Origin of the sequence: Rhodopirellula bahusiensis (assembly GCF_002727185.1) — a bacterium.
Classification (GTDB): domain Bacteria; phylum Planctomycetota; class Planctomycetia; order Pirellulales; family Pirellulaceae; genus Rhodopirellula; species Rhodopirellula bahusiensis.
Genome location: NZ_NIZW01000001.1, coordinates 129,646 through 144,141, shown reverse-complemented (window position 1 = coordinate 144,141; position 14,496 = coordinate 129,646). Strand labels below are relative to the sequence as shown.

The following is a 14,496-nucleotide window of genomic DNA, read 5'->3' as shown; positions in this document are numbered from 1 at the left end:
CTCGGAAGACCATCGTATGAGTGAGATTGTTTCGACGGTCTTGGAAGACCATCGTACGAGTCAGAGTGTGTCGACGGTCTTGGAAGACCATCGTACGAGTCAGAGTGTGTCGACGGTCTTGGAAGACCATCGTACGGGCTAGGGTGTCGCGTGGTGTTGGAGGACCAGCGTGCCGGTGATGGCTAGCGGACGACGATGGTGAGCCAGCCGTCTTGGGCGTCGATGCCGATGACCTTGGCGGAGCGTCCCGCGAGGGTGGGGAGTTGCAGCGTCGAAGGCAGCGTCCATTCGCGATGCAGCAGCGTCATTGGGAACAGCTTGTCGAATCCTTCCTCGATGTTGGCCTTGATCGCGGTTTGGGTCATCGTCAATCGCCGACCGCCAGGAAACTTCAGGTCGATCTCTTCGTCGCGAACCAGCATCATTCGGCCGTCTTCGGTGATCGCGGGACGATACGCCGCGGAAACTTCCAGTCGACGGTCCAGCTCTCGGTCACCTTGAGCGAAACGGTCGCCACGCAAGCCAATGCGAAGCGTTTGATCGCGAGCCTCGAAGTAGACCGGACGAAATCCGGAGAAGTCGACTTCAAAGCTCTCGGGTTGCTCTTCGTTGGTAGCGGATGCTTCGTCGGTGGTGTCGTTCTTGTCTGACGGGATTCCAAACGAACTGGTCAGGTCACGCAGCTTTTCAGGCGTGAAGGTGTCGCCGGCCAACAACTTCATCACCGTGTTGTTGAGGATGCTCTCGTGCACCTGAACCGCGGCGCTGTATCCGCCCGGGTAAGTTCCCGGCGACGACGCGGTGCGAACCGTTGATAGCGAAGGGGCTTCGCCGGGAGCGGACAAGCCAAACGGACGACGCATGGTCGCTCGCACATGCACGGCATCGGTGGTGGAACCGATCGTGCGAACAGGAGCGGGCAGATCCAAGCGACGCAGCCAGGGGCTCATCTTGGCATCGAGGTCGGGAAAGGTGCGAGTGGATGCTTCGTCGGTTTGTTCGCGAAAGCCTTCCAGCACTCGATCTTGTAGTTTCTTGCGAGAGATCGCTTCGGCCTGCGGTTTCATCTCGGCCGCTTTCTTGGAAGCGATTTTGCGAACGAGTTTGAGCGGATGATTGATTTGATTGATCTGCGTCGAAAGGCTGGCGGTTGCGATTGGCTCGCCCGCGAAAATTCGCTTTTCAGTGATGACCAATTGGCGAGCCGCGTAGACCTGACCGAAGCCGGATGATCGCAGAGTGACCGGCCCGTTGTAGCCTTTCGTTGACGTTGAAAACTGTCCATCAAGACGAATCAACAATCGAACGTTGCCTTCGGATGGCAACAGTGAACCGGTGACATTTCCAACAACTCTCGCGTCGCCGATGATGCGTGTGCCGAGCAAGCAATCATTGACTCGCTCGGGATTGTTGACCGGACGGGTGATGGCGTCGGAAATCACGCGGCCGTCCACAAACGCACGCAGGTTGGGCGATGAATAGCGGCCGGTGATTCGGGAAACTAAACCGCTGGCTTGATTGGCCGCGGCGAGTGCGTCGACGATGGATTCGATTCGTGCGACCTCTTCGCCGGACAGATCAGCGAGCGATCTCGGCGCCGATCCGTCCGCTTCCTCAGTGTCTTCGTTGGGCGAAAGAATTTCGCTCAGAGTTGTCAGTTGTCGGTCGATCACGGCGAGGCCGCGTTTGGGATCGCCATAACGTAGGGCAGCCAGGTATCGATCCACCGAATCTCGCAAGGCAATCAAACGAGAAAGCTCGAGACCTTCTTCGGGGCCGCTGAGTCGCTGGGAAAGTTCGACGGCGGCGTTGCCTCGCTTGGCAACCGATTCGTTGTTTTCGATCGCGGATCGCAGGGGACCGAAATCCAAGAACTTCATCCAAGCGTCGTGATTGGATGGATCGGTCACGCGTTGAAAGAACGCTTCCGCGGCATCCATCGACGCCACCACATCCGCTTCGGTTTCCTCGGCCGACGGCAATCGGTTCGCGTCGAGTTCGGACTTCGACTGCTCGATCAGCTGCAACCACTGAGTTGTTTCATCTGCGATCACGCGAGCCTGGTTCACGCAAGTCGATGCACCGACCAAGGCGATCGCAACCACGAGACGAAAGGAGCCGTGAAGAACAGAGGATGGCATGGAGCACGCTGACGAGAGAATATGCGGGTTGAGTGAAGTGGGTATTCTAGCTGGTGTTGGTCACACGCAAGGCCCCGGTTGGCATCGCAATCCGATCCAACGTGTGGTTGAGCGGCTGAGATCGGTTGCGGCGGGTGTCTGAATCGCAGCGATTGTGGTATTCGTTCCGATTGAACCGCTCACTTTCCCGTTGGAGAATTCTTGGATGTCGTCTGACTCGGCCAATCGTGACCTCGCCCCGTTGATCGCCTTGATGGAAACCGAAGCTTTGCAGCGTGGTGAGTTCACGCTGGCAAGCGGGAAAAAGGCGAACTATTACCTGGACTGCCGCCGCGTGACGTTGCACCCCAAGGGAGCTTGTTTGATCGGACGAGCGATGTTGGACGTCGTGCTCGACAACGCGAAGGAATCCGGCGTGATGCCCGCCGCGGTCGGCGGAATGGCCATCGGTGCCGATCCGATCGCCGCCTCGATCGTGACCCTCGCCGGTGGTGACGACGTGGACCTGAAAGGGTTCATGGTTCGCAAGGAACCCAAGGGCCACGGAATGGGACAACAAGTCGAAGGCCCCGTGACTCCCGGGCAGAAAGTGGTGATCGTGGAAGACGTGATTACAAGCGGCGGCAGTGCTTTGAAAGCCGTTGAGGCGGTCGAAGCATTCGGACTGGAAGTCCTTTACGTGCTCGCGATCATCGATCGATTGGCCGGCGGTGCGGAAGCATTCGCCAAGAAAGGTCTCGAGCTGAAAACGCTGACGACGATTCGCGACTTCGGTTTGGAACCCTGATCAGCTCGCGGGTGCGTCGATCTCGACGTGCACGATGATCAACACGTCACCGGCCGCGAACGAGTTCATCGGGCCGGTGCCTGCGGCCGGTGCGGGTGCCAGGTTCCCGTTGATGGACAGCACCCGAGCACCGCTCTTGCGAATCCAGCGATTGATTTGCCGTTCGAGTTCAGGCAATTCGGAATCCACGCCTTTGAAAAGTTTGACTTGTTGCACGAGGGTTTCCAGGAAGCGGTTTTCAAGAAGAACGAAACGGAATCAGTGCCTTCGTCGATCACACCAAATGGGTTCGGCGGAACGACTCAGCGATGGCGAGCATCGTAACAAATCCCGACTCGAATGGGCGTTCGTCACGGATCAAGAAGCAGGGCAAATCACTTCAAACTGCATGAGTTCGCCGCCGGCCGTTGAGCCCGGTTGCGTTGTGGAAACTGGTGCGAGCACGGCGGCCAATCTTCCGCAGCCCTTCGATTGAATCGCCCTTGGGTGAGAGCCAGTCTGAACTTCGGCCGCAGGCACCCAGAATTGAATTAGACTGGCAATCTGGTTTGATCCACTCAAAACAAATTGTCGGAGAGTCGCCCGGTGTTTTCTTCTGGCTTCCAATCAAAATTCGCGGGTTTGCCCGGCCTACGCACAAGGTCGCTAGCGATCCGTTGCTTGATCGCAGTGCTGTTTGCTTCCGCAACGATCGGTGGTGTCTCACCGTTGCTGGCCGACGATGCAAAGTCCGCGGCAATCGTGATCGAAGGAGCTCAAGCGATGTTGGCCACCGACCTGGCACTGGCCGCTCCCATCGCCGGGCGAGTGACTACGTTGGCGGTCGCGGAAGGGCAACGGGTCTCGGAGAACGATTTGCTCGTTCAGTTGGACGATCGCCGCGCACGAGCCGAGTTGGCCGCCGCCGAAGCTGCCGCGAAAGCTGCGGAACTGAGTGCCGCCAGCGACGTTGATCAGCGATATGCCGAACGGACTCGCGAGGTTCGGATGCGAGAGTTGGAGCAGAGCATCGACGCGAACAAACGTTACAAGAACAGTGTGACGGCCACCGAGATTGATCGGTTGCAGCTGGTCATCGATCAGGCCGGGCTATCGATCGAACAAGCCCGAAAGGAATTGGAGGTCGCGGAGGCTCGAGCAAGCGAAAAGCGTTCGCTGCTCAAAATGGCGGAGCTCAAGCTTCGTGACCATCGCATTGGATCACCCATCGTCGGAAGCGTGGCCGAGACAATGGTGTCGGCCGGTGAATGGGTGGACGCCGGAACGCCGTTGCTGCGATTGGTCTCATTGGACCCAATCCGAGTCAGCGGGTTTGTTGACGGCCGCCAGTATGGGCCGGAGCTCAAAAGCCGTCCGGCTGAATTTGAGTGGACTGAGTCACTCGATGGCAAAGAGACCGTCACCAAGTTGCAAGGCGAGGTGACGTTTGTGTCGCAAGAAGTTCACCCGGTGAATTCACAGATTCGGGTGTGGGCCAGCTTTCGCAATCCAGATGAAAAGGCGAGACCAGGAATTCGCGGCACCATGCGAATCTTGCCAGCGACGGGCGAAGCCAAGCCGCTGGGCAAGTGATCGAGTCGATCAGGAAGCTGGCGGGACCAATGCGGCTGGTCCGGCGTCCAGGTTGACTTCGGCAGCCAGGAGCATCTTGTACAAGTCGACTTCGTTATCGATGCCGAGCTTGGTGAAAATACTGCCGCGGTGCTTGGAAGCGGTCTGAACGCTGATGCTGAGTTCCTGTGCGATGCCTTTGAGAGGCGAACCTCCGGCGAGCAACAGCATGACTTCTGTTTCACGAGGCGAGATCTTTCGCAGCAAGTCGAGGGCCTCTTTGCGGACTTGATAACGAAAGCGATCACGACGGTGTTTGCGGATCGCGCTGTTGATCGCGTGCAGGATTTCTTCGTGGCGGAAACCCTTTTCGATGAAGTCGAAGACGCCTTGCTGGAAAGCAGCTCGGCAATTTTCCGCGTCGCCGTGGCCGGTGACCAAGATGACCGGGATGGTCAACTCGCGGCGAGACATCTCGGCTTGCAGTTCCAGGCCGCTCAGTCGTGGCATCCGCAAGTCAGCGACGACGCAGCCATGCGAATCAGCATGCAAAAGTTTGAGCAAGTCTTCTGCCTGATTAAACGTTTCCGTCTTCAAGCCTTCTTGCGAGCACCAGCGTTGCAACAAGTCCAGTTCGGCTTGTTGGTCATCGACCATGTAGACCACTGGTTCGGGACCAGCGTCCTCCTGAGGCGATGCATTGGGGTCGAACAAATCGGAGTTCGGATTATCAAGAGCCGTCATGAGAGAATCGTCCAAAGAGAACGCACGCGTTATGACCCCCAAACCCGAAGCTATTGCTCATTGCCACATCGACCTTTTGTTCCCGCGGTTGGTTGGGAACATAGTCGAGATCGCAATTTGGATCTGGAGTGTCGAGATTAATAGTAGGAGCAATCACATTGTTTTGGATTGTTTGACACAGAATCACAGCTTCAATCCCGCCGCTCGCACCCAGGGAGTGCCCCAAGGCACTCTTGGTGCTGCTGATCGCAACATTCTGGGCGTGGTCGCCCAAGACTGACTTGATCGCGCGAGTTTCAGCTTTGTCACCCAAAGGTGTGCTGGTCCCATGTGCATTAATGTAATCGATTTCAGTCGCCGCGCGGCCACTGTCCTGAATCGCGGCTCGCATCGCAGCGCCGGCGCCCAATCCTTCTGGATCCGGAGCGGTGATATGACCCGCGTCGCTGGTTGTTCCATAGCCCAGGACTTCCGCATAGATCTTCGCGCCGCGGGCTTGTGCGTGTTCGAGTTCCTCGAAGACGAGCAGTCCGGCACCTTCGGCGAGAACAAATCCGTCTCGGTCGGAGTCAAACGGACGGCTGGCACGTTGCGGATCATCGTTGCGAGTCGATAGAGCCTTCATGTTTTGGAACGCGGCCAGACCCATTCGAGTGATCGCGGCCTCGGTGCCGCCCGTGATCACAACATCGGTTTCGCCGCCGCGAATGCTTCGCAGGGCGTCGCCCATGGCGTTGGTGGCACTGGCACAAGCCGTTGCGACGGCGTAGTTGGGGCCTTTGAGTCCGTACCGGATGGAAATGTTACCGCCGGCGGCGTTGACCATCATCTTCGGGACGGTGAACGGACTGACACGGTCCGGCCCTTTGTTGAGCATTCGCTCGATCTGTTCTTCGATCTCGTTCAGGCCGCCGATTCCCGACCCCAAGATCACGCCGCAGCGATTGCGATCGGTTTTGTCCCAGTCGATACCTGAATCCAGGACGGCTTGCGCGCCGGCGTGAACGGCGAATTGAGTGAATCGATCCAGTCGCTTGGCCTCTTTGGGTTCCACATGGTCCGCGACGTTGAACTCAGGGATGTCGCCCCCAAAGTGAACCTTGTATTTCGAGGTGTCCATGATGGACAACTCATGGATTCCCGATTTGCCTGCCAACAAGGCGGACCAAAGAGTCTCGACGTCGCATCCCAAGGGTGTGACGGTACCCAAACCGGTGATCACGACGCGTCGTGACATGGAAGGATCGTAAGAAGGTGTTGAGGAAGCGTCCGTCATGAGCGTGGTGACGAATTAACGTGGGTGAGTGTTAAGAGAAGGGACCGCGGCACACGCGAGAGGCAACATAACAAAAAACGCCGCCAGCACCTTGCCATTGTAACGAAATGACAGGGCGAAATGGCGGCGATGCAGTCTGCGTTGCGGATGATTGCGATTGGCGAAAGATTGCCGGGCGACGCAGATTCTGCGTCCAGTCGCGCCACGCGGGAATGCGAGGGCATCGGAGGTTCCCGTCGATCTTGCCAAAGACCTGGGCTCCAGCGCGAATGGCTGGAGCTCACACAGCTGGATTTTCACAATGGGCAAAAACCGCGTCCGGCTTCGCCGCCATGGATTCGAAACCCCTCACAGATCTTGAAGCAAGATCCCGCGAGGCGTTCCGTGCAATTTATGATGCATCAGTAGACGAGGGAAATCGTCTGCGTGCATTCTCATCAAGAACTAGGCGTCTTCGCCTTTTTCCTTTTCGATGAAATCGATCGCTTCGCCGACCTTTTGGATCTTTTCGGCGGAGTCATCAGGAATGCTGATGTCGAACTCTTCTTCGAGCTCCATCACCAATTCGACGGTATCGAGCGAGTCGGCACCGAGGTCGTTGACGAACGATGTTTCGCGGGTGATTTTGTCTTTGTCAACGCCGAGCTGTTCAGAAACAATGTCGACCACGCGTTCTTCGATAGACGCCATGGGCGTAACTCCGATTAAAATGTCAGTTGGTTCGAAAAGGGAAAGTGCAGATCTGTGGGGCAGGGCACAACCGAGGCGGCACTCCATAGCCGCTCGGGGCAGAACATAGGGGACGCAGCTAAAACGCGTCAATATGCCGTTAGCCGACCATTCCACCGTCAACGACGATGGTTTGCCCTGAAATGTAGCTGGCATCACGGCTGGCCAAGAACAAGACCGCCGCTGCGACGTCCTCGGGCTTGCCAACGCGTTTGGCCGGGATTCGTTTTTTGACTTCTTCCATGACGACTTCACCAAGTTCAGCGGTCATTTCGCTGGCGATGAAGCCGGGAGCGACCGCGTTGACGGTCACACCGCGAGAGACAAGCTCCTTGCTCATCGTTCGCGTCATTCCGATCATGCCCGCTTTACTGGCCGAGTAGTTGGCTTGGCCGGGGTTGCCGATCAAACCTGAAATGCTGGCCATGTTGATGATTCGCCCGTACTTGCTGCGACGCATCACGCCGGCAGCCGACCGGCAGCAAACGAAGCAGCTGGTCAGGTTCGTCGCGATGACGGAATCCCATTCTTCGTCGGACATGCCACGCATCAGTTTGTCGCGTGTGATCCCGGCGTTGTTGACCAGGATGTCGAGGCGACCGTGTTTCTTGTGAGTGCCTTCGATGGCTTCCGCCGCAGCCTTGCGATCGGTGACGTCGCAAGGCAAGGCTTCGCCTTTTCCGCCGGCGGCTTCGATTTCAGCGACGGTGGCGGCCAGCTTGTCTGCATTGCGAGCGACGCAGACCACATGGGCTCCATTTTGTCCCAGTGCGACGGCGACCGCGCGACCGAGACCTTGGCTGGCACCGGTGACGATGGCAACCTGATCTTTCAAATCAACCGACAGGGAGAGATCCATGGGGGCAAGTCTGTGGGGTTGGGAGTTTGGGGAGAAAGTGGGGCAAGAACGCGAATGTTTTACTGGCCCGTTTCCGAGCGAGGACGTTCAGATGCGTTCATCGGCGGTTGTACGACGCCCTTCCAAGGCCGTCGAATTTGAATTCCGCTTCGTAGCTGCTTGGTGTGGACTTCGGTGAATCAGGGTTGGTCGCCGAAACCGTCCGTGGGTGTTTTGCGAGCGATCCGTTTGATCGTGCCTCGCAAAACGCGACCGGTTCCTGCTTCCAGGAAACCATCGATTCCGTCACCGAGCATCGCGTTGATGGAGTCGTCCCAGCGAACTGGATTGACGACTTGGCGTGCCAGCAACTGACGAATTTCGTCGGCGGAAGTGTGTGGTTTCGCGTCGACGTTGCTGTACACCGGAATTCGCGTGTCCGACAACTCGACCTCTTCTAGAGCCCGTGTGAGTTGTTCCACTGCGCCATCCATGATGGGAGTGTGAAAAGCTCCGGCGACGCTGAGTGGCACGACCTTCATCGCACCCGCGGCGGAAGCGACTGGTTCGAGTCGTTCCAAGGCTGATCGATGTCCGGAGACGGCGATATTGCCAGGGCAGAGAAGATTGGCCGGTTGCAGGATTTCGTCGCCGCTTCGGCACTCTTCGCAAACTGCGGTCAGTTTCTCAAGATCCAGACCCAGCACGCTGGCCATGCCAGATTCGGTCGCGTCAGCACAAGCCTGCATGGCCTCGCCTCGCTTTTGAACCAGCTTCAGACCATCGGCGAAGGAGACTCCACCGGCGTAGCAAACAGCGGTGTACTCGCCCAAGCTGAGTCCCGCGGCGGCGACAATCTTCTTCGCCAGCTCTGGATTCAAGTCGTCATGGACTCGAGCAGCCGCGATTCCGACGACGAACAATGCCGGTTGGCTATGAACGGTCTCGTTCAGCTTTTCAGCAGGCCCATCCGCACAAAGGGATTTCAGGTCGTATCCCAGGACGTCGGCGGCTTCACCGAACAATTCGTTGGCGATGGAATATTCCGCGCACAACCATGTTCCCATGCCGGGCGTCTGAGCACCTTGGCCGGGAAACAGGATCGCTGGTTTCGCTGCGTCAAGACTCACGGCAGGTCGTACTCAGTTCAGAATTCTGTGGCGGTTGAGATTACTGGTCGGTCGTTTCAACGACAGTTCGACCTTGGTAATAACCACATTTGGGGCACACGACGTGCGTTGGAACAGCGGTGCTGCACTGCGGGCAGTACGTCACTTGACGTTTTTTCAAGTGATCGTGGGCGCGGCGTTTGCCGGTACGGCTGTTGGAGTGCTTGCGTTTTGGGACGGCCATGGCAGACAAGCCCGCGAACGGGCGATCTTCGAATGGGTGGAGTGGACGAATTTCAAACCGCGAAAGATAAGCACCTGACGTGGGTTCCGTCAACGCGTCCTGGACCCAAAAGTCCCGGTTTCCATGGCCTTTTGCCACACCGCGGTCTCTTCCCGGTTGGATTGCGTCAATTCGGAAAGACTCACCGATTCGGTGGAGATGTCTGAACCATGGGCCTCCCCGGTTGCATACGATTGAATCAGATAGGATTCATCGCAGCGAGATGCTTCCTTGCACCGACGCCTCTTTACCCTGAGCCCACACGTGACCAGCCCTGTGCCAAGTCCCGCGAAAACGACGATGGATGCCCCCGAAGCCCGCAATTTACAGCAATTGATCGAGAGCGGATGGAAGTCCAAAACGGTCAAACAAGAAATCCGCGACAACTTTTCGCGGATGCTGGCCGACCGCGAAGAGTTGTTTCCGGGCATCGTGGGATACGAAGACACGGTCATTCCGGAAATCAGTCTGGCTTTGTTGGCCGGTCACGACATGTTGTTCATGGGCGAAAAAGGCCAAGCGAAAAGCCGAATCATGCGGCAGTTGGTCCAATTTCTCGACCCGTGGATTCCCTACATCGATCATCCCGACCTTCCCGTTCACGAGGATCCGCTGAACCCGATTTCGTCATTGGGCAAGCGTTTGGTCGCCGAGCATTCGCCTGAAGACATCCAAATCGGGTGGTGGCATCGCAGTGAACGGTATGCGGAACGGTTGTCGCCAGGCACCAAATTCGCCGACATCATTGGCGAAATCGATCCGGCGAAACTGACCGGCGGAGTCAGCATGAGTGCCGAGGAAGCACTCTCGTTTGGCTTGATTCCGCGAATGCACCGCGGCATTTTCGCGATGAATGAATTGCCCGAGTTGGATGATTTGGTCCAAGTCGGTTTGTTCAATATCTTGGAAGAACGCGACGTGCAAATTCGCGGCTATCCAATTCGGTTTGAGCTCGACGTGATGATTTTGTTCTCGGCCAACCCGTCGACGTACAACCGGTCCGGTAAAGTCATTCCGCAGCTGAAGGATCGGATCGGGACGATCGTGCAAACTCACTACCCATCCGAACGGACGCAGGGAATCGAAATCCTGCAGCAAGAAGTTGGCGACGATTTGGGCGGTCCTTACCCGGTGCATGTGCCTTTGTTCATGTATCAGATCATCGAGGAGATCACCCACCAAGCTCGCCAGAGCAAGTACATCGATCAGGCGTCCGGCGTGTCAGCACGTTTTTCGCTGGCGAATTTCCGGACAATCGTCGCATCGGCTCGGCAACGCGGCATCGTGCACGGCGAGAGTCCCGCCGTTCCTCGGATCAGCGACCTCGGGCATCTGTATGCCAGTTCGCTTGGCAAGTTGGAATTGGATTTGATGGGCACGCATCAGATGTCTGAAAAGCAAGTGATCGACTCGGTGATCGCGGAAGCCATTCAAACTGTGTTCGGCGAATACATCGAAGAACACGGGCTGGCCGAAATCGCGGAGATCTTCCGTGGCGGCGTCCGAGTGGAAGTTGGAACGATGTTGCCGAGCAGTGAGTACGCGGAGCGTTTGCAGCATGTTCCGCCGGCATGGGACCGGGCGTTTGAGGTCAACGCGAGCGAAAACGAAGCGATGCGAGCTTCGTGCGTCGAGTTCGTTCTCGCGGGACTCTATAGCTTGGACAAAATCAGCCGCTCGCAACGCCACGGCAAGATCAGCTACGAAACTTGAGCCGGGCGCAGGGACGTGGCAGAGATTCTCTGGCAATGACGTGATTGCGGCGACGTGGTACAAGGTCGGCTCGTTGACCCGACCGCCGACACCCCAGCCTTGAAGGGTGACTCGCCAAGATGAACCAGCACAGCCCGTCGTACGCCATCACGATCCGTTTGCGTTATTCCGATTCGCCCGGGGCGATGGGCAAGATCACCACCGCGATCGGCGAAGCGGACGGGGCGATCGGCGCAGTCGACATCGTCAACATTCGCGGTGGCAAAATCTCGCGTGACTTCACGGTCAACGCTCGCGATGTCGACCACGGCAAGCGGATCGTTGAGCACCTTCGCACGGTGGAAGAGGTCGAGGTGGTGCACACCTCCGACCGTGTCTTCCTGATGCACTTGGGCGGCAAGATCGAAGTGCTGCCAAAGATGCCGATCAAAACGCGGGACGATTTGTCGATGGCCTACACACCCGGCGTTGCTCGGGTATGCAATGCGATCGCGGAAGATCCCGATTCGTCGTTCGCTTTGACCATTCGGCAAAATACTGTCGCTGTGGTCAGCGATGGTTCCGCTGTTTTGGGATTGGGGAACATCGGGCCTCGCGCCGCCATGCCGGTGATGGAAGGTAAAGCGATGCTGTTCAAAGAATTCGCGAACGTCGACGCCTTTCCAATTTGCTTGGACACCCAAGACACCGAAGCGATCATTGAAACCGTTCGCCAGTTGGCTCCGACGTTTGGCGGAATCAACTTAGAAGACATCTCGGCACCACGCTGCATCGAGATCGAAGAACGGTTGGACAAAGAACTCGAGATCCCGGTCTTCCACGACGATCAACACGGCACCGCGATTGTGGTGTTGGCGGGACTGAAGAACAGTTTGCTTCGCGTTGGCAAAGCACTTCCAAAGATTCGCATCGTGGTCAACGGTGCTGGTGCTGCGGGAACCGCGATCGTGAAGTTGCTGTTGATCTCCGGTGCGAAGGACATCGTGGTGTGCGATCGCGAGGGAGCGATTCACGCGGGCGAACCCAGCCAGCCGGATGCATCGAAGCAGTGGATCGCTGACAACACCAACCCACGTGGTGCGTCGGGCAAGCTTTCCGAAGTGATTCAAGGAGCCGATGTGTTCATCGGTGTGTCAGCACCCAACGTTTTGCAGACGGAAGATGTGGCTGCGATGGCGGCCGATCCGATCGTGTTTGCGTTGGCCAATCCTGATCCAGAAATCTTGCCCGCCAACGCGGCTCCTCACGTCCGCATCATGGCGACGGGACGGAGTGATTTCCCTAACCAGATCAACAACGTGTTGTGCTTCCCGGGTTTGTTCCGAGGGGTGTTGGACGTCCGAGCGACGACGATCAACAACGAGATGAAATTGGCGGCCGCGGAAGCGATCGCGGCGACGATCCCCGAGTCGGATCTGCTGGATGATTATGTGATCCCCAGCGTGTTTGACCGTCGTGTCGCGAAAGTCGTCGCTCAGGCGGTCGCGAAAGCCGCGGTCGAAACTGGCGTCGCACGTCGGCGAAACAAACCCGCCGAAGAGATTATGTGAACGCGGCTGCGAGTTAGGCCAGGTTATCACCTGGCACCAAGCCAATGCTTTGGAACAAAGCGAGGCGTGCAGGACTGTGGCACGGCGGTCCCCGCCGTGATTCGAGGTTGTGCCGCCTTTCGGCGGATTTGCACACGGCGTACCTCTCCCGAAACGAAGTTTGGGGAGAGCGGCGCCGTTCAGGCGTACGCGAGGGTGAGGGCCGAGCATGGGAAACGGCTCGCATTGCCCTCCCCGGAATTCTCGCTGAACGCTCGAATCCCGACCCTCCCCAACTGCGTTCAGGAGGGTGATTTCAACCTCGCGAGCACGGCACTTGAAAACTGCACGACCTCGTTCTTGATGGGGGACCACCGAGCTACAGGTTGCTTGACCGCGGATCAGCCGTCGGCTGGCAAGCGTCCCGCTTCGATGACGGGGAAGTCGCTTTGCAATCCTTGACGCATGAACTCAACCAAGTCGGCCTCTTCTTGCTCGGTCAACTTTAGTGGCTTCATCTTGTCGCTGAGATGCGGATTCGCGTGACCGCCCTTGTTGTACCAAGCGATGACTTCTTCGAGCGTTTCTTGGCTGCCGTCATGCATGTACGGGCCAGAGTCCGCGACGTTTCGCATCGTGGGAGTCTTGAACGCACCGCGATCCTTTTCGTCCTTGGTGATTTCGAATCGACCCAAGTCCGGTTTCTCGGAGTCCATTCCAACGCCGATGTTGTGGAATTGTTCGTCGGTGAAATTGGCACCCGCGTGGCAAGCGGTGCAGTTGGCTTTGCCGAACGTCAACTCCATGCCGCGGATCGAAGATTCGGACATCGGGTTTTTCGCGGCTTCTTCCTTCAGCTTGGCATACTGCTCGGCGAGTGCGGGCTCTTCATCGAGGTATTCCAAATCGTCGGCAAACGTCTTTTCAAATGCCGACAACGGGGTGTAATAGTCGTAAGGAGCCGGACCGGTCACGATTGCTCGTTCGAACGTCGCAAGTGCTTTTCCGATATTGTCGATCGTCACGCCGTCATCGAAGACCTTCTCGAACTGGGCTTTGTAGATCGCATTGTCCGACAAAGTTTTGACGCAGACTTCGTGGGTGTTGCCCATTTCGATCGGGTTCGCGATCGGTCCGACCGCTTGCTCTTCCAGCGACGCGGCTCGTCCGTCGTGGAATTGGTGTTTACTAAGAATGCGATTGAACGAGACCGGTGAGTTTCGGTTGCCGGTTTGGCCGCCGATCCCCACACCGAATTGCGTCGGAGCTCCCCAGCCGGTTTCAGCGGCGTGACAAGTCGCACAGGAAATCGTGCCGTCGGCTGACAAGCGTGGATCGAAATACAGTTGTCGGCCCAATTCAATCTTGGCCCGCGTGATCGGATTGTCTTCGGGGATGTAGATGTTTCCTGAAGCGGCGTCCAACCCTTTGGGAAGTTCGACGTTCAGTTCCGCATGGTTGTCGGGATTGGCCATGAAACGTTGGGCTTGTTCCAACGTCAGTGGTCCATCGCCGGGGATTCCAGCGGTGAGTGTTGGGTCGCCGAGTGAAACGGTTTCCGCGGCGAAAGCGGTCGGAGCGGCGGCAACCAAAGTCGCCGCGGCACACATCAAAAAGCGATGAATGGTCATGGTGAAATTCAAAGTGTTTGGGAAGCGTCGTTGAAACGAAGCATCGGGCGGACGAATCCGGCTTGTTCTCTCGGCTGGCAGTGGCAGCAGGAAAACCGATGGCAAGGCAGTGCGAAACGCGTCGGTTTCTCGCCTCGAGGCAGGACTTACAGTTTAGCATCTCAG

13 protein-coding genes and 1 pseudogene are annotated in these 14,496 nt (G+C 57.5%); 5 read left to right on the top strand and 9 right to left on the bottom strand.

What is annotated here, in order from left to right; all coding sequences use genetic code 11:
• Positions 1–182: 182 nt before the first annotated feature.
• The gene (locus CEE69_RS00640; RefSeq protein ID WP_099258628.1) at positions 183–2,141 is read right to left on the bottom strand and encodes a hypothetical protein; all 1,959 of its coding nucleotides are present in this window, start codon (positions 2,139–2,141) and stop codon (positions 183–185) included.
• Between the two features lie 205 nt (positions 2,142–2,346).
• Between CEE69_RS00640 and pyrE the strand changes: the two genes are divergently transcribed.
• Positions 2,347–2,928, top strand: coding sequence for an orotate phosphoribosyltransferase (pyrE, locus tag CEE69_RS00635; RefSeq protein WP_233214461.1), 582 nt, complete (start codon positions 2,347–2,349; stop codon positions 2,926–2,928).
• Here the strand turns inward: pyrE and CEE69_RS00630 are convergent, their stop codons facing one another.
• Positions 2,929–3,144, bottom strand: a complete 216-nt coding sequence (locus CEE69_RS00630; protein ID WP_099258626.1) for a hypothetical protein — start codon at positions 3,142–3,144, stop codon at positions 2,929–2,931.
• A 453-nt stretch (positions 3,145–3,597) separates the two neighbouring features.
• Between CEE69_RS00630 and CEE69_RS00620 the strand changes: the two genes are divergently transcribed.
• Positions 3,598–4,500 (top strand): efflux RND transporter periplasmic adaptor subunit, encoded by a 903-nt coding sequence (locus CEE69_RS00620; RefSeq protein WP_233214460.1) that lies wholly within the window; start codon positions 3,598–3,600, stop codon positions 4,498–4,500.
• Between the two features lie 9 nt (positions 4,501–4,509).
• Here CEE69_RS00620 and CEE69_RS00615 read toward each other — a convergent pair whose 3' ends face one another.
• The 6 genes from CEE69_RS00615 to rpmF form a co-directional block, all read right to left on the bottom strand.
• Entirely contained in the window at positions 4,510–5,223 is a 714-nt protein-coding gene (locus CEE69_RS00615) for a response regulator transcription factor (protein ID WP_099258624.1), read from the bottom strand.
• Positions 5,210–6,499 (bottom strand): beta-ketoacyl-ACP synthase II, encoded by a 1,290-nt coding sequence (fabF, locus tag CEE69_RS00610; RefSeq protein ID WP_099258623.1) that lies wholly within the window; start codon positions 6,497–6,499, stop codon positions 5,210–5,212. Before fabF ends, CEE69_RS00615 begins: the two co-directional genes overlap by 14 nt.
• Before the next feature lie 444 nt (positions 6,500–6,943).
• Positions 6,944–7,189: an acyl carrier protein gene (locus tag CEE69_RS00600; RefSeq protein WP_007324899.1), complete on the bottom strand. Its 246-nt coding sequence runs from the start codon at positions 7,187–7,189 to the stop codon at positions 6,944–6,946.
• Between the two features lie 139 nt (positions 7,190–7,328).
• Positions 7,329–8,087, bottom strand: a complete 759-nt coding sequence (gene fabG, locus CEE69_RS00595) for a 3-oxoacyl-[acyl-carrier-protein] reductase (RefSeq protein ID WP_099258621.1) — start codon at positions 8,085–8,087, stop codon at positions 7,329–7,331.
• 179 nt (positions 8,088–8,266) lie between these two features.
• On the bottom strand, positions 8,267–9,196 hold the full coding sequence (gene fabD, locus CEE69_RS00585) for an ACP S-malonyltransferase (RefSeq protein ID WP_099258619.1): 930 nt from the start codon (positions 9,194–9,196) through the stop codon (positions 8,267–8,269).
• A gap of 40 nt (positions 9,197–9,236) precedes the next feature.
• A complete protein-coding gene (gene rpmF / locus CEE69_RS00580; RefSeq protein WP_099259176.1) occupies positions 9,237–9,419 on the bottom strand; it encodes a 50S ribosomal protein L32 in 183 nt (60 codons plus the stop codon).
• A 339-nt stretch (positions 9,420–9,758) separates the two neighbouring features.
• Here rpmF and CEE69_RS00570 point away from each other — a divergent pair, with 339 nt between their 5' ends.
• The 3 genes from CEE69_RS00570 to CEE69_RS33585 all read left to right on the top strand — a co-directional run bounded on the left by CEE69_RS00570 (position 9,759) and on the right by CEE69_RS33585 (position 12,821).
• On the top strand, positions 9,759–11,171 hold the full coding sequence (locus CEE69_RS00570) for a magnesium chelatase (RefSeq protein ID WP_199169774.1): 1,413 nt from the start codon (positions 9,759–9,761) through the stop codon (positions 11,169–11,171).
• A gap of 119 nt (positions 11,172–11,290) precedes the next feature.
• Complete coding sequence (locus CEE69_RS00565; RefSeq protein WP_099258618.1) at positions 11,291–12,721, top strand: malic enzyme-like NAD(P)-binding protein; 1,431 nt, start codon at positions 11,291–11,293, stop codon at positions 12,719–12,721.
• Positions 12,627–12,821, top strand: a complete 195-nt coding sequence (locus CEE69_RS33585) for a DUF1589 domain-containing protein (protein WP_158230933.1) — start codon at positions 12,627–12,629, stop codon at positions 12,819–12,821. The genes CEE69_RS00565 and CEE69_RS33585 overlap by 95 nt, the downstream gene beginning before the upstream one ends.
• Positions 12,822–13,101: 280 nt before the next feature.
• Here CEE69_RS33585 and CEE69_RS00555 read toward each other — a convergent pair.
• Positions 13,102–14,375, bottom strand: a pseudogene (locus CEE69_RS00555) (cytochrome-c peroxidase).
• Positions 14,376–14,496: the final 121 nt, after the last annotated feature.